The organism is Variovorax sp. 20P10.2.4, from assembly GCF_058244205.1.
This window is the reverse complement of sequence record NZ_JBZAYE010000100.1, coordinates 1-17,225: the sequence shown is the minus strand read 5'-3', so window position 1 is coordinate 17,225 and position 17,225 is coordinate 1. Positions and strand designations below refer to the sequence as shown.

At 71.0% G+C, this 17,225-nt stretch carries 19 protein-coding genes; 6 read left to right on the top strand and 13 right to left on the bottom strand.

The annotated features are described in order from the left end of the window. From AC27VN_RS12595 to AC27VN_RS12565, 7 genes are all read right to left on the bottom strand, one after another. A partial coding sequence (locus AC27VN_RS12595; RefSeq protein WP_490876751.1) for a MerR family transcriptional regulator occupies positions 1-358 on the bottom strand: 358 nt, incomplete at its 3' end. After that, a complete protein-coding gene (locus tag AC27VN_RS12590; RefSeq protein ID WP_490876750.1) occupies positions 345-782 on the bottom strand; it encodes a nuclear transport factor 2 family protein in 438 nt (145 codons plus the stop codon). The genes AC27VN_RS12595 and AC27VN_RS12590, both read right to left, overlap by 14 nt. 107 nt (positions 783-889) lie before the next feature. Continuing rightward, complete coding sequence (locus tag AC27VN_RS12585; protein WP_093339902.1) at positions 890-1,810, bottom strand: SDR family NAD(P)-dependent oxidoreductase; 921 nt, start codon at positions 1,808-1,810, stop codon at positions 890-892. Between the two features lie 110 nt (positions 1,811-1,920). Beyond that, positions 1,921-2,307, bottom strand: a complete 387-nt coding sequence (locus AC27VN_RS12580; protein ID WP_057595653.1) for a response regulator — start codon at positions 2,305-2,307, stop codon at positions 1,921-1,923. Positions 2,308-2,509: 202 nt separating this feature from the next. Continuing rightward, on the bottom strand, positions 2,510-4,069 hold the full coding sequence (gene gshA / locus AC27VN_RS12575; RefSeq protein ID WP_490876749.1) for a glutamate--cysteine ligase: 1,560 nt from the start codon (positions 4,067-4,069) through the stop codon (positions 2,510-2,512). A 141-nt stretch (positions 4,070-4,210) separates the two neighbouring features. Continuing rightward, a complete protein-coding gene (locus AC27VN_RS12570) occupies positions 4,211-4,558 on the bottom strand; it encodes a putative quinol monooxygenase (protein WP_490876748.1) in 348 nt (115 codons plus the stop codon). A gap of 44 nt (positions 4,559-4,602) precedes the next feature. Continuing rightward, positions 4,603-5,268, bottom strand: a complete 666-nt coding sequence (locus AC27VN_RS12565) for an alpha/beta hydrolase (RefSeq protein ID WP_057595650.1) — start codon at positions 5,266-5,268, stop codon at positions 4,603-4,605. A gap of 194 nt (positions 5,269-5,462) precedes the next feature. Here AC27VN_RS12565 and AC27VN_RS12560 point away from each other — a divergent pair, with 194 nt between their 5' ends. After that, positions 5,463-5,771 carry a hypothetical protein gene (locus tag AC27VN_RS12560; RefSeq protein WP_143129052.1) on the top strand — a complete coding sequence of 103 codons (309 nt, stop codon included), beginning with the start codon at positions 5,463-5,465 and terminating at the stop codon, positions 5,769-5,771. An 8-nt stretch (positions 5,772-5,779) separates the two neighbouring features. On the opposite strand, the gene AC27VN_RS12555 is transcribed toward AC27VN_RS12560, so the two are convergent. From AC27VN_RS12555 to AC27VN_RS12535, 5 genes are all read right to left on the bottom strand, one after another. Continuing rightward, positions 5,780-6,766 carry a Bug family tripartite tricarboxylate transporter substrate binding protein gene (locus AC27VN_RS12555; protein WP_490876747.1) on the bottom strand — a complete coding sequence of 329 codons (987 nt, stop codon included), beginning with the start codon at positions 6,764-6,766 and terminating at the stop codon, positions 5,780-5,782. Positions 6,767-6,879: 113 nt separating this feature from the next. Then, positions 6,880-8,040 (bottom strand): FAD-dependent oxidoreductase, encoded by a 1,161-nt coding sequence (locus tag AC27VN_RS12550; protein ID WP_490876746.1) that lies wholly within the window; start codon positions 8,038-8,040, stop codon positions 6,880-6,882. Further along, the gene (locus AC27VN_RS12545; RefSeq protein WP_490876745.1) at positions 8,037-9,200 is read right to left on the bottom strand and encodes an amino acid aminotransferase; all 1,164 of its coding nucleotides are present in this window, start codon (positions 9,198-9,200) and stop codon (positions 8,037-8,039) included. The genes AC27VN_RS12550 and AC27VN_RS12545 overlap by 4 nt, the downstream gene beginning before the upstream one ends. A 33-nt stretch (positions 9,201-9,233) precedes the next feature. Continuing rightward, positions 9,234-10,184, bottom strand: a complete 951-nt coding sequence (locus AC27VN_RS12540; RefSeq protein ID WP_490876744.1) for a tryptophan 2,3-dioxygenase — start codon at positions 10,182-10,184, stop codon at positions 9,234-9,236. A gap of 136 nt (positions 10,185-10,320) precedes the next feature. Further along, positions 10,321-11,307, bottom strand: coding sequence for an AraC family transcriptional regulator (locus AC27VN_RS12535; protein WP_490876743.1), 987 nt, complete (start codon positions 11,305-11,307; stop codon positions 10,321-10,323). A 152-nt stretch (positions 11,308-11,459) separates the two neighbouring features. Between AC27VN_RS12535 and AC27VN_RS12530 the strand changes: the two genes are divergently transcribed. After that, complete coding sequence (locus tag AC27VN_RS12530; RefSeq protein ID WP_490876742.1) at positions 11,460-12,014, top strand: Fur family transcriptional regulator; 555 nt, start codon at positions 11,460-11,462, stop codon at positions 12,012-12,014. Here the strand turns inward: AC27VN_RS12530 and zigA are convergent. Beyond that, on the bottom strand, positions 11,938-13,131 hold the full coding sequence (gene zigA, locus AC27VN_RS12525) for a zinc metallochaperone GTPase ZigA (protein WP_490876741.1): 1,194 nt from the start codon (positions 13,129-13,131) through the stop codon (positions 11,938-11,940). The genes AC27VN_RS12530 and zigA overlap by 77 nt on opposite strands. Positions 13,132-13,273: 142 nt before the next feature. Here zigA and AC27VN_RS12520 point away from each other — a divergent pair, with 142 nt between their 5' ends. The 4 genes from AC27VN_RS12520 to AC27VN_RS12505 all read left to right on the top strand — a co-directional run bounded on the left by AC27VN_RS12520 (position 13,274) and on the right by AC27VN_RS12505 (position 17,124). Continuing rightward, a complete protein-coding gene (locus tag AC27VN_RS12520) occupies positions 13,274-13,903 on the top strand; it encodes a glutathione S-transferase (protein ID WP_490876740.1) in 630 nt (209 codons plus the stop codon). Next, positions 13,900-14,823: a LysR family transcriptional regulator gene (locus tag AC27VN_RS12515; protein WP_398495149.1), complete on the top strand. Its 924-nt coding sequence runs from the start codon at positions 13,900-13,902 to the stop codon at positions 14,821-14,823. The genes AC27VN_RS12520 and AC27VN_RS12515 overlap by 4 nt, the downstream gene beginning before the upstream one ends. Before the next feature lie 67 nt (positions 14,824-14,890). After that, on the top strand, positions 14,891-15,871 hold the full coding sequence (locus tag AC27VN_RS12510) for a tripartite tricarboxylate transporter substrate binding protein (RefSeq protein ID WP_490876739.1): 981 nt from the start codon (positions 14,891-14,893) through the stop codon (positions 15,869-15,871). A gap of 35 nt (positions 15,872-15,906) precedes the next feature. Next, positions 15,907-17,124 (top strand): CaiB/BaiF CoA transferase family protein, encoded by a 1,218-nt coding sequence (locus tag AC27VN_RS12505; protein WP_490876738.1) that lies wholly within the window; start codon positions 15,907-15,909, stop codon positions 17,122-17,124. Positions 17,125-17,225 lie beyond the last annotated feature (101 nt).

The window sequence follows — 17,225 nt, the reverse complement described above, 5'->3', positions numbered from 1 at the left end:
CCAGCGACAGCGCGCGCTTCCATTCGGCGATGGTCTGATTCACGCGCTCGCGGTGCGCCGCGAGCAGCGCGCGCCGCTCGGCCAGGGTGGCGCGGCCGCGCAGCGCGAGTGCCGTGTACTCGCGCATCTCGGCGATCGACATGCCGGTGCGGCGCAGCCGGTCCATCAGGTCGAGCCAGCCGATGTGGGGCTCACCGTACAGGCGCCGCCCGCCCGCGTCACGCACCACGCCGGGCACCAGCCCCTGGCTCTCGTACCAGCGGATCGCGTGCACGCTGCGGCCGGTGCGCTGCGCCAGCTCGCCGATCAGGAACGGCGTGCCCTGCGCGACGCCGCGCCGGGCCTCAGCCTCCGGCATCGGCCGCGGCCGGGACCGTCGGCGCGTCCAGCGCCGAGGCCACCAGGCCGGTGTCGAAATACTCGATCAGCTCCTTCACCAGGCCTCCTTCGAGTCGGTAGACGTAGCAATAGCGGTTGTTGTAGCGGTGCCCCGCATGGGTCAGCACGTCGCCGCTGAATTGCACCACCACCCGGTCCTCGTCGGCCAGGACGTGCTCGGTGCGGCTGGTGTAGGGTGTGGCGAACTGGGCGAACAGCGGGTTCAGCAGCTCCTCGCGGATCGCCTTCCTGCCGCGGTAGGTGCGCGACCAGGCGGTGCTGCCCTCGAGCTTCCAGGTGGCGTCGTCGGCGAAGCCCTCGAGGAAGGGCCGGCTGTTGCCCTGGTCAAGCTGGGCGTGGATGTGCTGGATGAGCGCCTTGTTGCTGGCGGTGGTGGTGTTCATGGCGATGTCCTCTTGAGCGTCAATGGAAAGCACCGGGGGTCCGGTGGATTTCATTGGAAGTGCTCGCGTGCACTCGAGGTCAAGCGCCATGAACGCCGGGCGCGAATTCAGCCGCGCGCCGCCTTCGCCTTCGCGACCTCGTTCGCGCCCTGCGCGGTGCCGCTCTGGGGCACCTGCTCGCCCTCGCGCGCGCGCACCTCGTCGAGCCGCGCGGCCAGCTGCTCGGGCGTGTCGCCGCCGATGCCGATCCAGGCGCCCTGCGTGAGCGTGATGTGCGCGGCCTCGAAGGTGCCGGCGCCCGCGCACAGGATGGCGCGCGTGGGTGCGTTCTCGGCCGCCAGCACCAGCATCGCCGGCACCACGGCCTCGGGCTGGAAGGCCTCGAGCATGTCGGGCGGGAACAGGTCCTCGGTCATGCGCGTGGCCGCGGTGGGCGCCAGGCAGTTGACGCGGATGTCGTTCTTCGCGCCCTCGATGCTCAGGGTCTGCATCAGGCCCACCAGCGCCAGCTTGGCGGCGCCGTAGTTGCTCTGGCCGAAGTTGCCGTACAGGCCGCTCGAGGAGGTGGTCATCACGATGCGGCCGTACTTCTGCGCGTTCATCAGCGCCCAGACGGCCTTGGTGCAGTTGACGGCGCCCATCAGGTGCACGTCGACCACCAGCCTGAAGTCGGCCAGTTCCATCTTGGCGAAGCTCTTGTCGCGCAGGATGCCGGCGTTGTTCACGAGGATGTCGACCCGGCCCCAGGCATCGACCGCCTGCTGCACCATGGCCTGCACGGCCTCGAAGTCGGTGACCGAGGCGCCGTTGGCGATCGCCTCGCCGCCCGCGGCCTTGATCTCGTCGACCACCGCCTGCGCCGCGCTCACCGAGCCGCCCGAACCGTCGCGCGCCCCGCCGAGGTCGTTGACCACCACCTTGGCGCCGCGCGCCGCGAGGGCCAGCGCATGCTGGCGGCCCAGGCCGCCGCCGGCGCCGGTCACGATGGCCACGCGGCCCTGGAAGTCGATGCTGCTGTCGTTGCTCATGTCGTCTCGGTCTCTCGGAGGATGGATGGAGGGCGCGTCCGAACCGCACGCGCCGCGGCGCGTTTTACCTCAGAAAGTACCGCGCGGCCGCACCCGGGCGGTCCCGCCAGTCACTCGTGCGACGAGGTTTCGTGCAGGGTTTCGCAGTAGGCGACGAGCTGGTCGAGCTCGGCCGACTTGTCGAAGAAGGCGTCGGCGCCCAGCAGGCGCGAGCGGTCGCGCATCTCGGCGGTGGCGTAGTTGCTGAGCACCACCACCTTCTGGTGCGGCGAACGCTGGCGGCAGGCGTCGAGCACGCCCAGGCCGTTGCCGCGCTCGAGGAACAGGTCGACGATGGTCAGGTCCCAGTCGTCGCGGTGGCGCTGCAGCCAGGCCACGGCCTCGTCCTCGCTGCCGGCCACGGCCAGCACCTCGGTCTCGGTCACGTCCTCGAGGAAACCCACGAGGTTCTCGCGGATCACGGGGCTGTCTTCGACGAGATAGGCCTTGAGACTCATGATCGCCCGCCCCGCGCAGTGCCGCACCGTTGCGGATCGGCCAGGGCGCGGAACGAGGCGGGAGGAAACGGCTGGCGGGCGACGGCTTGCATGGTCCGATCCTCTCAGCCATGCGGCGGTGCAGCGTGAGCCAGCGGCACCGACCGCCTGTAGGCCACGGGCCAAGACGGCTGTCGTCAGCCGGCGGCCGGGCGGCCCGCCGTCAGGCCGCGACGGCCACCCGCTGGCCCTTGCCCACGCCCAGGCGCGTGGGCGACACGTACTGCTCGCGGTAGATCTCGAAGGGCATGGTGTCGGCCATCTCGATGCGCTTCTGCTCCTGGATCGAATCCTCGGTCATGCGCGCGAATATGGCGCGCTGGGCGTCGGAGAAGGGCAGCGCCATCAGCGCGGCGCGGGTCTGCTCGGAGCGCGCGCGGATGAAGCCGATGAAGGAGTTGGCATGCTCGTGCTCGATGGCCGCGAGCACGCGCGCCGAGGGCAGGCTGTCGGGGTTGCCCAGCGCCTCGCGCGCGGCGCGCACCGCCTCGGCATGGGCCGTGCCGCCGTGCGCGGCATCGAGCCGCTCGGCGATCGGCGCGCACTGCTCGACCAGCTCCAGGCCCCAGTCGACCAGCGACACCGGCTGGCCGCCGCGCAGCAGCGCCAGGCCCGGCTCGCGACCGCGCGCGGCCGTCAGGTGCTGGTTGTGCGCCAGGTCGGCGATCTCCTGCGGCGTGTCGTCGGGGCTGTCGCTGAGCAGGCAGTGCAGCAGGAACACGTCGAGGAAGCGCATGGTCTGGGCGTTGATGCCCACGGTCTCGAAGGGATCGAGGTCCATCAGCCGCACCTCGACGTACTCGACGCCGCGCTCGCGCAGCGCATGCAGCGGGCGCTCGCCGGGGTTGATCACGCGCTTGGGGCGGATGGTGCCGTAGAACTCGTTCTCGATCTGCAGCAGGCTGGTGCCGAGCTGGTTGTAGTCGCCGCCGAGGTTGCGGATGCCGATGGCCTCGTAGGCCGGCCAGGGGCGCGTGAGCGCGTCCTGCAGCGAGGCGCCGTAGCCCTCGAGGCTGTTGTAGCTCACGGCCAGCGAGGCCTGCGCGTCGCTCTGGTAGCCCAGGCGGCCCATGCGCAGCGAGGTGCCGTGTGGCATGAACATGCTGCCGTCGCCCAGCGGCTGCAGCTCGTGCGGGCGGCCCGCGACGAAGCTCGAGCACAGCGCCGGCGAGGCGCCGAACAGGTACAGCAGCAGGAAGGCGTGGCGGCGGAAGTTGCGGATCAGCGCGAAATACGCTTCGCTCGAGACCTCGGGCAGCGACCAGTTGTAGTGGATGCCCGAGATGGTCTGCATGCGGCGGCCGTAGCGGTGGCTCAGGCCCATGCGGTAGACGCTCTTGGCGCGGCCCACGTTCGACGAGCCGTAGCGGCCGATCGGAATGGTCTCGTCGGTCGGCAGGCCGCAGGGCATGCTCGAGACCCACATGCGCTCGTCGCCGAGCTGGTCGAGCACGCGGTAGGTGAACTGGTGGACCCGGGTCAGCTCGTCGAGCGCGGCCTCGGCGTCGCCATGCACGCCCGTGATCAGCTCGAGCTGCGACTCGCTGAAGTCGGTCGTGATGTGCGGATGGGTCAGCGCCGAGCCGAGCGCGAGCGGATGGGGCGTCAGCGCGAGCTTGCCGTCGGGCAGCGCGCGCAGGCTTTCCTTCTCGATGCCGCGCCGCATGCCTTTCAACCGCCCGGCCGAGAGCGAACCCAGCCTCTCCTGCAATCTGTTGCTCATATTGTTATGACCCATCAATCTTCTGAGGGGCTGGAAGGTAGCACGGCGGCGCGGGCGCTGCTCGTGCAGGGAAACCCGCTGCCGGCTATGCTGCGGTCCGCTATTTTTTCCATAGCATCACCTTTCGACGCGCTGACGCGATCAGCTCTTTTCGGGGGTCCGTGGCGCAGCGCCGGAGCGGCCCGCGAGGCCGGCCAGGTCGATCTCCTCGGACTGGTAGACGTGGATCTGCGGCGGCCCGTCGGCCATCGCGGCCAGCGCCTTGCCGAAGGCGCGCGAGGCCTCGACGCGGAAATGCACCTGCAGCGCCGCCATGTCGCTCCAGCGCTCGACGAAGGTGAGCCGCAGCGGCTGCAGCGCGTCGGTCGAGACCTCGTGCGAGAGGCAGCCGGGCTCGGCGCGCGAGCGCTGCACGTGCTCGACGCTGATCGCCAGCATGGCCTGCAGGGTGTCGGGCTTGGCGGTGGCATGGCCGATGACGAGGATCATGGGGTGTCTCCTTTCGAGTGTCGCGGGCGCCTCGGCCCGCCGGTTCAGCGTGCGAGCACGCGCAGCAGGAAGGCGTTGAGGTCGCCGATCTCCTCGATGCAGACCGAGTGCGCCATCGCGTACTCGTGCCATTCGATGGTGTAGCCCAGTGCCGCGAGCGCGTCGCGCGACTGCTGGGCGCGCGCGATCGGCACCACCGGGTCCTGCCGGCCGTGGGCCAGGAACACCGGCGTGTCGTGGTTAGCCGCATGGCGCTCGGCCGCGGTGGTGGCCGCGATCGGCAGGTAGCCCGAGAGGCCGACGATGCCCGCGAGCCGCTCGCCGTGGCGCAGCCCGGTCATCAGCGCCATCGCGCAGCCCTGCGAGAAGCCGGCCACCACGATGCGCTCGGCCGCGATGCCGCGCGCCTTCTCGTTGGCGATCAGCGCCTCGATCGTGGCTTGCGAGCGGCGCAGGCCGGCCTCGTCCTCGCGCGCCACCAGGTCGGCCACCGCGATGTCGTACCAGGCCGGCATCTGGTAGCCGCCGTTGATGGTGACCGGGATCACGGGCGCGTTCGGGAACACGAAGCGCACCGGGCCCACGCTCGAGAGGTCGAGCTCGTTGGCGATGGGCACGAAGTCGTTGCCGTCGGCGCCCAGGCCATGCATCACGATCACCGTGGCGGTGGGATGGGGGGCGGTTTCGATCTCGATGGGGGGACGGGACATGGTCGGTGAAAGTCGTGAAAAAGTACGCCAAACAGGCGCGGATGGCCGGACCTTAGCGCATTCGGGCGGCCCGGGACATTGATCCAGCGCAGGGATCCGGTGCATCCCGCGCACCCGGACGGCCGCTCGGCCGACTTGCGCGGCGCGGCCACGCCCCCAAGATGGTCCGCAAGAACCCCAGCGAAGGACCCCGCGTGAGCCATTCCCCACCCCTGGTAGACACCAAGCTCGGCGGCCTCGTGCTGGTCTGCGGCGAATGCGAGGCGCGCAAGGACGGCCCCGCGAAGCTGCAGGCCAGGCCGGTGCGCAAGGAACTCAAGCACGAGCTGCGCGACGTGCCGATTCGGCTGCGCGTGGTGCAGTCCAGTTGCCTGGGCCTGTGCCCGAAGAAGGCGATGGCGCTGGCGGCCGTGGCGCAGGGCCATGCGCCGCTGGTCGCGGAGGTCTGCCGCGACGAGGACGTCGCGGCCTTCGCGCGGGCGCTGGCCAAGTCGGTGCGCTGACCCGCGCCTTATTCCGCCTTGATCCCGTTCGCCTTCACGATCTGCGCATAGCGCTCGTACTCGGCCGCCACCTGGCCCTGGAACTGGCGCTGCGCGAAACCGGTGGCCTCGATGCCCTGGGCCGCGAGGTCGGCGCGCGCGGCCGGCGTGCGCACGATGCGGCCGGCCTCCTGCGCGATCGCGTCGACCACCGGCTGCGGCGTGTTCGCGGGCGCGAACAGGCCGAACCAGGTACCGGCGCGGTAGCCGGGGTAGCTCTCGCCCAGCGTCGGCACCTCGGGCAGCAGCGGATGGCGCTTCTCGCCGCCCGTGCCCAGCGCCACCAGCCGGCCGCTGCGGATGTGCGGCAGCGCCGGGCCCACGGCGATCAGCATCACGTCGACCTGGCCCGCGATCACGTCCTGCATGCCCAGCGGGCCGCCGCGGTACGGGATGTGGGTCACGTAGATGCCGGCCTTCTGCTTGAACAGCTCCATGCCCAGCTGCTGCGGGCTGCCGTTGCCGGCCGACGCGTAGTTGATGCGGCCCGGCTGCGCCTTGGCGGCGCGCACGAAGTCGGCCACGCTGCGATAGCCGGTCTTGGGATTGGCCACCAGCACGAAGTCGATCTGGCCCAGCGACACCACCGGCAGCAGGTCGCGCCGCGCGTCGTAGGGCAGGCTGGCCTGCAGGTTCGGCAGGATGGTGATCGGGCCGTCGGCGCCCACCAGCAGCGAATAGCCGTCGGGCTGCGCCTTGGCGAGCCCGTCGGCCGCGAGGATGCCGGCCGCGCCAGCCTTGTTGTCGACCACCACCGGCTGCTTCCATTGCTCCGACAGCCGCGTCGAGAGGTAGCGCGCGAGCACGTCGGGCGAGCTGCCGGGCGTGTTGGCCACGGTAATGTGGACGGCCTTGGCCGGATAGGAAGCGGCGGGGGTTTGCGCCTGCGCGCCCAGGGCGATCGACGCGCCGGCCCAGAACAGGAGGGCCGGCTTGAACAGGGAGGGGACGCGCATGGAGAACTTTCGGGTACGGGCTGGAGAACGCGCGCGATTCTGTCGCGCCGCCGCCCGCGCGCGAACGACCCATTCGTCAGATGCTTAGGCCGATCCGGGCATAAGCACACGGTTCAAGCCGCGCGCAGCGCGTCCAGTCGGCCGTAGAACGCATCGACCTGCCGCTGCGCGCCCTCGCGCATCGCCGCGTTGCGCAGCGCGCAGCTCGCGGCGTCCTCCACCGCGCCGGCCTCGCCCACCTGGCGCGAGGCGTCCTGCACGAAGCGGCACATCGGATAGCGGCGCTCGCCGAAGGCGCGCAAGGTGGCGTCCGAGATGCCGTGGTCGGCCAGCATCTCGGCCAGCACCACCGCGTCCTCCACCGCCATCGCCCCGCCCTGTCCCATGAACGGCGTCGAGGCATGGGCCGCGTCGCCGATCAGCAGGAGGCGCCCCGCATGCCAGGGCAGCGGCGCCTGCACCTCCTCGACCGCGGTGTAGAGCAACTCCGAGTCCGCACCGAGCTGGTCGAGGAAGGGCCGCGCCGGTCCGCCGAACTCGGCGAAGCGCTCGCGCATGCGCGCGGGCCAGTCCTCCTTCGGATACCAGCGGCCGGCCGGCTCGGCCACGGTGCCGAACAGGTAGAGCCGGTCGTCGGCGATCGGCATGATGCCCAGCCTCTTGCCGATGCCCATCATCATGATCTTGGCCACCAGCGCGCGCGGCCGCTCGTGCACGCTGCGCCAGACGCCGAAGCCGGTGTAGCGCGGCGCGAGCGGTCCCGCCACGTGTTCGCGCAACTGCGAACGGATGCCGTCGGCGCCGACGACCAGGTCGAAGGCCTGCGCCGTGCCGTCGGACAGCAGCACCCGCGCGCGCTCGCCCTCGGGGTCGACCCGTTCCACCGTGGTCGCGAGCCGGATCTCCACGCCCAGCGCCGACAGCCGGCCTGCCAACACGCGGTGCATCTCCGAGCGCTTGATGCCCACGATCGGCGCCGCGCCGCCCTGCGAGCGCGGATAGAACACGTCGACGATCGGCGCGCCGTGGTGGTCGAGGTAGACGTTGCGCCCGTCCTCGATCGCGAAACCGGCCTCGAGGATGCGCGGCAGCACGCCCACCGCGCGCAGCGCCTCGAGACCGTTGCCGTAGATGAAGATGCCCGAGCTCTGGAAGCGCCATTCGGCCTGCTTCTCGATCAGCGTGACGCCGAAGCCCCGGCTCGCCAGCGCGATCGCCGCCGAGCAGCCCGCGATGCCGGCGCCCACGACGAGGATGCGTTCGGGCCGCGTCATGCGCGCACCGCCGCGAGCGCGGCGCTCACCCGTTCGATGTTCGAGGCATTGAGCCCCGCGACGCACAACCGCCCCGAGCCCACGAGGTACACGCCGAAGCGTTCGCGCAGTGCATCGATCTGCGCGGGCGCCAGTCCCGTGTAGCTGAACATGCCGTGCTGCGCCACCAGGTAGCCCGAGCCCGGTCCCAGCGCGCGATGCAGCGCCGTGCGCATCGCGCGCATGCGCAGCCGCATCGCCTCGAGCTCGGCGCGCCATTGCGCCTCGAGCGCGCGGTCCGACAGGATCGCCTGCACCAGCGCCGCGCCTTGTCCCGGCGGGCACGAATAGCTGCGCCGGATGCCGAGCTTGAGCCGGCCCAGCAGCCGCGCCGCATCGGCGCCCGGCGCATGCACGGCGAGCGCACCCACGCGTTCGCCATAGAGCGAGAAGATCTTCGAGAACGAGCTCGCCACCAGGCAGGCGATGCCGCGGCGCACGCATTCGCGCACCGCCCAGGCATCCTCGTCCACGCCCTGCGCGAAGCCCTGGTAGGCCATGTCGAAGAAGGGCAGCAGGCCGCGCTGCGCGATGGTGTCGAACAGCGCGCGCCACTCCTCGTGCGAGGGATCCACGCCGGTCGGGTTGTGGCAACAGGGATGCAGCAGCACGATGTCGCCGGCCGGAAGCTTGCCGAGCGTGGCGATGGCGCCATCGAGGTCGAAGCCGCCGGTCTTGCCGTCGTAGTAGGGATAGTGATCGACGCGCAGCCCCGCGCCCTCGAAGATCGCCGCATGGTTGGCCCAGGTCGGGTCGGGCATCCACACCGTGGCCTCGGGCGACAGGTCCTTCAGCAGGTCCGCGCCGGTCTTGAGTGCGCCGGTGCCGGCCACGGTCTGCACCACCACGAGCGGCGCCGTTGCCACCTCGCCGAACACCAGCCGCCGCACCGCGTCGCGGTAGGGCTGCGCCCCCTCGGTCGGCGCATAGGCGCTGGGCGCATCGGCCTCGGCCAGCAGCGCGCGCGCCGCGCGCACCGAAGCCAGCACCGGCACCCGGCCCTGCTCGTCGCAATAGATGCCGATGCCGAGGTTGACCTTGTGCGGCCGCGGGTCGGCCTTGTAGGCCTCGAACAGGCCGAGGATGGGATCGTCGGCATAGGCCGGCAGTTGATCGAACACGCGTGCTCCAGAAAGAAAAACGAAAGGAAAGGCTCAGAGCCGCGTGCGCACCGACCACAGCTCGGGAAAGAAGCGGTGATCGACCACGCTGCGCAGCCAGCCCACGCCGGCCGAGCCGCCCGTGCCGGGCTTGAAGCCCAGGATGCGTTCGACCGAGACGAAATGGCGCCAGCGGTACTGCGAGAACACGTCGGCGATGTCCATCAGCGCCTCGCCGAGCCGGTAGAGATCGTTCTCGGGCGCCGGGTCGCCGTAGACCTGCAGCCATGCGGCCTCCACGCCCGCGTTGGGCGCGTAGCTCGCCGACCAGTCGCGCTCGAGCGCCTCGGCCGGCACGGGCACGCCGCGCCGGTGCAGCAGCGCGAGCACGTCGTCGTAGAGGCTCGGCGAATTCAGCGCGCGCTCCATGTAGGGCCACACCTCGGGGTTGTTGGCATGCGCGCGCGCCAGCGGAATCGACTTGTTGCCGAGGATGAATTCCACGTGCCGGTACATGTAGGACTGCTGGCCCGAGGCGATGCCCAGCGTGTTGCGGAACTGGTTGAACTCGTGCGGCGTGATGGTCGAGAGCACGTCCCAGGTCTTGGCCAGGAACTCGAGCAGCGCGCGCACCCGCGGCGCGAGCTGCAGCGCGCCGGCCACGTCGTCGGCGCGCACGCGCAGCTGCATGTTCGAGAGTTCGTAGTGGATCGCCTTGAAGCTCAGCTCCTTGCAGTGGGTGATGCACATGAAGACCATCTCGTCGTGGCCTTCGCTGCGCATGTGCTGCAGGCTCAGCAGCAGGTCGTTGCGCTGGTGCTCGAGGTAGGGGTTGCTGCGGCCCTCGAATTGCAGCAGCGGCTCGCCGTCGGTGTCCTGCACCGTGGCCGCGCGCTGGTGGTTGTCGCCGGTCGCGATCGGCTTGACCAGCGAAAGCTCGAGCGCGGGATCGCGCACCGCGGGAATCACGCGCTGCCGCCGGGGGCGCGAGGGGGAGGCCGTCATGTCGTCGTCTCTCTGGCCCGCGTGCTGCGCGGGCCGTGATGGGGATGCGGCGATTCTTCGGCCCCGGGGCCGGCGGCTCAACCTCCGGCGCGCCGGATTTGGTCACCGTTCGTCCGTGACAGGACGATGACGGCGTTCAGGCGGCGCCGTGGCGCCGGGCGTAGGCGCTGGGCGTGAGCCCGGTCCAGCGCTGGAAGGCGCGCGAGAAGGCCTTTTCCGACGCGTAGCCCACCGACTCGGCCACCTGGTGCAGGCTCAGCTGCCGGTTCTTGAGCTTCTCGGCCGCCAGCGTCATGCGGTAGGAGCCCAGGTAGTGCATCGGCGTCACGCCCACCAGCGTGCGGAAGCGCTCGCTGAAGATGGTGCGCGACAGGTAGCTGGCCTGCGCCAGCGTCGCCACCGACCACGGATGGGCGGGCCGCTCGTGCATCAGCGCCATGGCGCGCGCGATGCTCTCGTCGTCGAGCCCGCGCAAGGTGCCCAGGCGCTCGGCCGGCGCGGCGGGACCGGCCGGCGCCGTCGGCGGCTGCGCGTACAGGTGCTCGCAGAGGATGTGGACCAGCAGCAGGTCGGCCATGCGCGCGGCCGAGAGCTGCCAGCCCGGGCGCTGGGCCACGGTCTCGTTGACCAGCGTCTCCATCGCCAGCGCGAGCGAGGCCGTGGTGGGAATCTGCGCCTGGCGCAGCACGATCAGCGGCGGCAGGCTCGCGATGATCGAGCCCAGCCCCTGGGCCGGCAGCCACAGGTGCAGCGAGAACAGCTCGGTGACCGGACCGCCGCCGCCGTGCGAGAACACGATCGGGTGGTCGCCGTGGCGGCCGGTGGAATGCGCGGCGATCAGCTCGCGGAACGGCCGCGCCTCGAGCCCCGGCGCCGACGACACGGTGTGCGCGCCACCCTGCGGCAGCATCGCGATGTCGTGCGGCGCCACCTGCACCGGCTCGGCATCGGCCACCGAAATCCAGTAGGGGGCGCCGGTGCACAGGCGGATCAGCGGGCCGTCCACGCCGGTCGAGTGCAGCGCCCAGGGCGCCGAGAGCGAGAAGCGCGCCGTGACGGCGCGCTCGGACTTGTAGCCCGCGAGCAGGTGGCTCAGTGCGTCGCCGTCGCGTCCCGTGTCCATGCTGTTGCGTCGTGGCGTCCGTGGTCTGTCCGATTCGCGCGGATTATCTGGCATGGAAGCCGGGCGATTCGCCGCGGCGCGCCCACGACGGCGCGGTATGCAACACAATGGCGGCTCGCATGAAGACAACGACCTCGCAACCGAAGCCCCGAATGGCCCACGCAACCTTCGACAGCGAAAGCCAGCTGCGCGACCGCGGACTGCGCGTCACGCGCGCCGCCCAGACCGTGCTCGAGCTGCTCGAGCACACCTCCCAACCGCTCACGCACGACGAAGTCGCCGCGGCCTACACCACCGCCACCGGCGAGGAACCCGACCGGGTCACGATCTACCGCGTGCTCGACCGGCTGGTCGAGGTCGGCCTGTGCGATCGCCGCGTCGGCGCCGACCGCGTGAACCGCTTCGCGCGCCACGTCGAGGCCGCCTCGGGCAACACCTTCGAGTGCGACCAGTGCCACAAGGTGCTGGCCCTGCCCTCCGACCCCGAGCTGCCCAAGGTCATGGGCCGGCTCGGTCGCGCGCTGCGCAAGCAGGGCATCGACACCCGCCGCACCGCGCTCACCCTGCACGGCACCTGCGGCGACTGCGTGCCCGCCGAAGCCGCACCCGCGACCCGGCCCGCCGCCCGCCCTACACGTTCCAGGACGGGAAAGGGTCCGGCAGGTTCTGCCACCACGAGGCGCCGTAGCGCATCTCTTCCTCGGTGAGCAGGCAGGCATCGAGCCGCGCGCGCAGCGCGGCCTCGTCCATGCCGATGCCGATCAGCACCAGTTCCTGCCGCGCATCGCCCGTGGCCGGGTCCCAGTGGCTCTGGATCAGCGCCAGCCCCTCGGGATCGCTGGGCCAGTGCTCGCGCGGCACCGCCGCCCACCAGAAGCCCGCCGCGCCGTAGCGGCAGGCGCCCCCGGCCTGCGACCAGTTGCCCGCGCGCGTGGGCCGGCTCGCGAGCCAGAAGAAACCCTTGGAGCGCACCACGCCCTCCCATTCCTGCTGCACCAGGTCCCAGAAGCGCTGCGGATTGAACGGCAGCCGCGCGCGATAGACGAAGCTGCGGATGCCGTAGGCCTCGCTCTCGGGCAGGTGCTCGCCGCGCAGCTCGGCCAGCCAGCCCGGCGCCTGCTCGGCCTGCGCGAAGTCGAACAGGCCGGTGTCGAGCACCCGGTCGAGCGAAATGCGACCGAACTGCGACAGCTCGATGCGCGCGCGCGGATTGAGGCTCTTGAGGATCGCCATCAGCCGCTCGCGCTCGGCCGCGCTCACCAGGTCGGTCTTGTTGAGCACCAGCACGTCGCAGAACTCGATCTGCTCGATCAGCAGGTCGACCACGGTGCGCGCGTCCTCGTCGCCCAGCGACTGGCCGCGCTGCCGCAGGCTGTCGGCCGAGCCGTAGTCGCGCAGGAAATTGAAGGCATCGACCACCGTGACCATGGTGTCGAGCCGCGCCACGTCGGCCAGGCTCTTGCCGTCCTCGCCCGCGAAGGTGAAGGTCTCGGCCACCGGCAGCGGTTCGGAGATGCCGGTCGACTCGATCACCAGCTGGTCGAAGCGGCCCTCCTTCGCGAGCCGCCCGACCTCGATCAGCAGGTCCTCGCGCAAGGTGCAGCAGATGCAGCCGTTGCTCATCTCGACCAGCCGCTCGTCGGTGCGCGACAGCTCGGCCCCGCCCTCGCGCACCAGCGCGGCGTCGATGTTGACCTCGCTCATGTCGTTGACGATCACCGCCACGCGCCGGCCCTCGCGGTTGTGCAGGATGTGGTTGAGCAGCGTGGTCTTGCCGGCGCCGAGGAAGCCGGACAGCACGGTGACGGGGAGGCGTTGGGGCATGGCGTGGGTCTCGTTGATATGCAACTGCATTGCATTATATGAATGACGCAACACGGTTGCATGTAAAGCGGAAAAGCGTCCGTCGCCGCCGCCTCCGGCCGCGCCGATAGACTCGGGGCCCGCCTCCGCCTTCCCGCCGCCGATGACCCCGCCCGTGCTCTACAGCTTCCGCCGCTGCCCCTATGCGATGCGCGCCCGCCTCGCGCTGGCGGCGAGCGGCCAGCGCTGCGAGCTGCGCGAGGTCGAGCTCAAGCGCAAGCCGCCCGAGATGCTGGCCGCCTCGCCCAAGGGCACGGTGCCGGTGCTCGTGCTGGCCGACGGCACGGTGATCGACCAGAGCCTGGACATCATGCGCTGGGCGCTCGCAGCCCACGATCCGCTGCGCTGGCTGCAGCCCGGCGACACCGAGGCGCTGGTCGCCGCCTGCGACGACCGCTTCAAGCCGCAGCTCGACCGCTACAAGTACCCGGGCCGCTTCGCCGACGCGGTGCAGGCCGAGGCCCGCGAGCTGGGCGCGCGCTTCCTGCGCGAGCTCGAGGCGCGGCTGGCCGCCTCGGCCTTCCTGCTCGGCGCCCACGCCACCCTGGCCGATGCCGCGCTGATGCCCTTCGTGCGCCAGTACGCGATGGTCGAGCCGGCCTGGTTCGAGGCCCAGCCCTGGCCGCGGCTGCGCGCCTGGCTCGCGGACTGGATCGCCTCGCCGTTGTTCGACAGCGTCATGCGCAAGAACCCGCCCTGGCGCAGCGGCGAGGCCGGCATCGCCTTCCCATGAGCACGCGCCTGCATTTCGACCTGACGACGGTCCAGCTCTTCATCGCCACCGCCGAGCTCGGCGGCGTCACGCGCGGCGCCGAGCGCATGCACATGGCGCCGGCCGCGGCCTCGCGCCGCATCCTCGAGCTCGAATCGCAGTTCGGCGTGGCGCTGTTCGAGCGCCGCCCGCACGGCATGGTGCTGACCGATGCCGGGCGCGCGATGCTCGCGCATGCGCGCAACATCACGCACACCGTGCTGCGCATGCAGGACGACGCGGCCTCCTACCTCGGCGGCGAGCAGGGCGTGGTGCGCGTGGCGGCGCCGAAGTCGGCCGTGATCCAGTTCATGCCGCGCGACATCGAGCGCTGCGCCGCCGCCTGCCCCGGCGTGCGCATCGACCTGCAGGAGATGAACAGCCAGGTGGTGCAGCAGGCGCTGCGCCGCGGCACGGTCGACATCGGCATCTACGAGGCCAGCCTCGGCGCCATCGACCTGCCGATGCTGCCCTACCGCGGCGACCGGCTGGTGGCCGTCACCGCGCGCGGCCATGCGCTGGCCGGCCGGCGCGAGGTGGTGCTCGAGGACATCCTGGCCTGCGACCTGATCGTGCTCAACGAGGGCTCGGCGATCTCGATCATGCTGGCGCGGCTGGCCGACGAGACCGGCCAGCTGCTGCGCATGCGCATGCGCGTGGGCGGCTTCGACAGCATCGCGGCGCTGGTGGCGCAGGACCTGGGCATCGGCGTCATGCCGGCGGCGATCGCGCGCCATGTGGCGGCGGGCAGCCGCTTCGCGCGATTGCCGATCCGCGGCGACTGGGCGCGGCGCCAGTTCGTGCTGTGCCATCGCGCCGGGGATTCGCTGTCGCGCGCCGCGGCCAGCGTGGCGCGCGTGCTCGCGGATACGCAAAACGCGAATCCAGCCTCGCCCAAATAGCGATGGCGCCCGGTGCGGGCCTTGCGCACCATCCGTCGCACTTACAGAACGACGGAGACATCGCAGCATGCAACGCAGAAGCTTCACCCTGGCGGCCGCGGCCGCCCTCGCAGCACCGGCACTGGTGCGCGCCGCGAACGAGGCGGCGCCACCGGCCGGCCCCGTGAAGATCGTGGTGGGCTTCGCGCCCGGCGGCGGCACCGACGTGCTGGCGCGCGTCATCGGCCAGAAGCTGGGCGCGATGTGGAACGTCTCGGTGGTGGTCGAGAACAAGCCCGGCGCCACCGGCGCGATCGCGGCCGACTACGTGAGCAAGCAGCCGCCCGACGGCAACACCCTGCTGATGGCGCACGTCAACAGCCACGCGATCGCGCCGGCGCTGCTGACCGGCGTGCGCTACGACCCGCGGCGCGACTTCACGCCGCTGACCCTGGTGGGCGTGACGCCGAACATGCTGACCTGCGCGCCCGCGCAGAAGGCACGCACCCTGCCCGAAGTCGTGGCGCTGTGCCGCGAGCGGCCGGGCCGTGTGTCCTTCGGCTCCTCGGGCATCGGCTCGGCGCAGCACCTGGCTTTCGAGATGTTCAAGCTGCAGGCCAAGGTCGATGCGGTGCACGTGCCCTACAAGGGCTCGAGCGCCCTGATCGTCGACCTGCTCGGTGGGCAGATCGACTACGCCTTCGACACCATGACCGCGGCCACGCCCTTCGTGAAGCAGGGCAAGGTGATCGCGATCGCGCAGACGCGGCTGCAGCGCGCGCGCAGCCATCCCACCGTGCCCACGCTCGCCGAGTCGGGCTTTCCGGGGCTGGACGCGGCCTCGTGGTACGGCCTGGTCGGCCCGCGCGGCATGGCCGCGCCGATGGTGCAGCGCATGAGCGAGGACATCAACCGCGTGCTGGCCCTGCCCGACATCGCGCAGCGGCTCGACGAGTTCGGCGCCGAGGACGCGGGCGGCAGCCCCGAGAAGTTCGGCGCCTTCATCGCGAGCGAGTACGCGAAATGGGGCCGCATCGTGAAAGAAGCCGGCGTGCGCGCCGATGCTTGAGACCATTTTCCTTTCCCCCTGAAAGACGCCAACCGATGAGCGACACCTCCTCCTCCCGTCCCCTCCCCTTGGCCGGCGTGCGCGTGCTCGACGTGAGCCAGGTCATGGCCGGCCCCTATGCCTGCATGCTGCTGGCCGACCTCGGCGCCGACGTCATCAAGATCGAGCCGCCGCAGGGCGGCGACCAGACGCGCGGCGCCATGGGCTTCAAGCTCAAGGGCACGGACAGCATGGGCTTCCTCAACATGAACCGCAACAAGCGCTCGATCGCGCTCGACCTCAAGTCCGACAGCGGGCGCGAGGTGCTCTACAAGCTGGTAGCGCAGGCCGACATCCTGGTCGAGAACTACCGCCCCGGCGTGATGAAGCGGCTGCGCACCGACTACGAGACGCTCAGCGCGATCAACCCGCGGCTGGTCTACGTCAGCATCTCGGGCTTCGGCCAGACCGGGCCCTGGGCCGGCCGGCCTGGCTTCGACCTGATGGCGCAGGCGATGTCGGGAATCATGAGCGTGACCGGCCATCCCGACGGCCCGCCCGCCAAGGCCGGCGTGCCGGTGGCCGACATCGGCTGCGCGCTGTTCGCCACCTACGGCATGCTGTCGGCCTACATCGGCGCCAAGGCCACGGGCCGCGGCCAGTACGTCGATGCCTCGCTGTTCGATTCCGCGCTGGCCTTCTCGATCTGGGACATCAGCGAGTACTGGGGCACCGGCCGCGAACCCGAGCAGCTCGGTACCGCCAACCGCATGAGCGCGCCCTACCAGGCGATGAAGGCGGCCGATGGCCACTTCGTGATGGGCGCCACCAACCAGAAGCTGTGGCAGACGCTGTGCGCCACGCTGGAGCGGCCCGACCTGCTCGATGACGCACGCTTCGCGACGGTGTCGCTGCGCCTCGCGAACCGGCACGCGCTGATCGAGAGCCTCGAGCGCAGCTTCGCGCAACAAGGTTGCGAACACTGGATCGACCGGCTGCTGGCCGTGGGCATTCCGGCCGGGCCGATCCTCAGCTACCCCGAGGCCTTCGAGAGCGAGCATGGCCGGCACCGCCGCATGCGCATCGAGATCGACCATCCGGTGGAGGGCAAGGTGCCCAACATCGGCTTCGCCGTGAAGATGGGCGGCACGCCGCAGCAGGTGCGCCGCGCGCCGCCGCTGCTCGGGCAGCACACGGCCGAGGTGCTGGCCGAGCTCGGCATCGATGCGCCGGCACAGCGCGAGCTGGCCGCGGCCGGAGCCTTCGGGTCATGAGCGAAGGCAGCGTCCATCTCTCGGTGACGGCCGGCATCGCCACGCTGGTGTTCGACCGCCCGGCCGCGCGCAATGCCATGACATGGACCATGTACCAGTCG

Coding starts and splice junctions, on each gene's coding strand:
- AC27VN_RS12590 (WP_490876750.1), bottom strand. CDS start 782: ATGAACACCACCACCGCCAGCAACAAGGCGCTCATCCAGCACATCCAC.
- AC27VN_RS12585 (WP_093339902.1), bottom strand. CDS start 1,810: ATGAGCAACGACAGCAGCATCGACTTCCAGGGCCGCGTGGCCATCGTG.
- AC27VN_RS12580 (WP_057595653.1), bottom strand. CDS start 2,307: ATGAGTCTCAAGGCCTATCTCGTCGAAGACAGCCCCGTGATCCGCGAG.
- gshA (WP_490876749.1), bottom strand. CDS start 4,069: ATGAGCAACAGATTGCAGGAGAGGCTGGGTTCGCTCTCGGCCGGGCGG.
- AC27VN_RS12570 (WP_490876748.1), bottom strand. CDS start 4,558: ATGATCCTCGTCATCGGCCATGCCACCGCCAAGCCCGACACCCTGCAG.
- AC27VN_RS12565 (WP_057595650.1), bottom strand. CDS start 5,268: ATGTCCCGTCCCCCCATCGAGATCGAAACCGCCCCCCATCCCACCGCC.
- AC27VN_RS12555 (WP_490876747.1), bottom strand. CDS start 6,766: ATGCGCGTCCCCTCCCTGTTCAAGCCGGCCCTCCTGTTCTGGGCCGGC.
- AC27VN_RS12550 (WP_490876746.1), bottom strand. CDS start 8,040: ATGACGCGGCCCGAACGCATCCTCGTCGTGGGCGCCGGCATCGCGGGC.
- AC27VN_RS12540 (WP_490876744.1), bottom strand. CDS start 10,184: ATGACGGCCTCCCCCTCGCGCCCCCGGCGGCAGCGCGTGATTCCCGCG.
- AC27VN_RS12535 (WP_490876743.1), bottom strand. CDS start 11,307: ATGGACACGGGACGCGACGGCGACGCACTGAGCCACCTGCTCGCGGGC.
- AC27VN_RS12530 (WP_490876742.1), top strand. CDS start 11,460: ATGGCCCACGCAACCTTCGACAGCGAAAGCCAGCTGCGCGACCGCGGA.
- zigA (WP_490876741.1), bottom strand. CDS start 13,131: ATGCCCCAACGCCTCCCCGTCACCGTGCTGTCCGGCTTCCTCGGCGCC.
- AC27VN_RS12520 (WP_490876740.1), top strand. CDS start 13,274: ATGACCCCGCCCGTGCTCTACAGCTTCCGCCGCTGCCCCTATGCGATG.
- AC27VN_RS12515 (WP_398495149.1), top strand. CDS start 13,900: ATGAGCACGCGCCTGCATTTCGACCTGACGACGGTCCAGCTCTTCATC.
- AC27VN_RS12510 (WP_490876739.1), top strand. CDS start 14,891: ATGCAACGCAGAAGCTTCACCCTGGCGGCCGCGGCCGCCCTCGCAGCA.
- AC27VN_RS12505 (WP_490876738.1), top strand. CDS start 15,907: ATGAGCGACACCTCCTCCTCCCGTCCCCTCCCCTTGGCCGGCGTGCGC.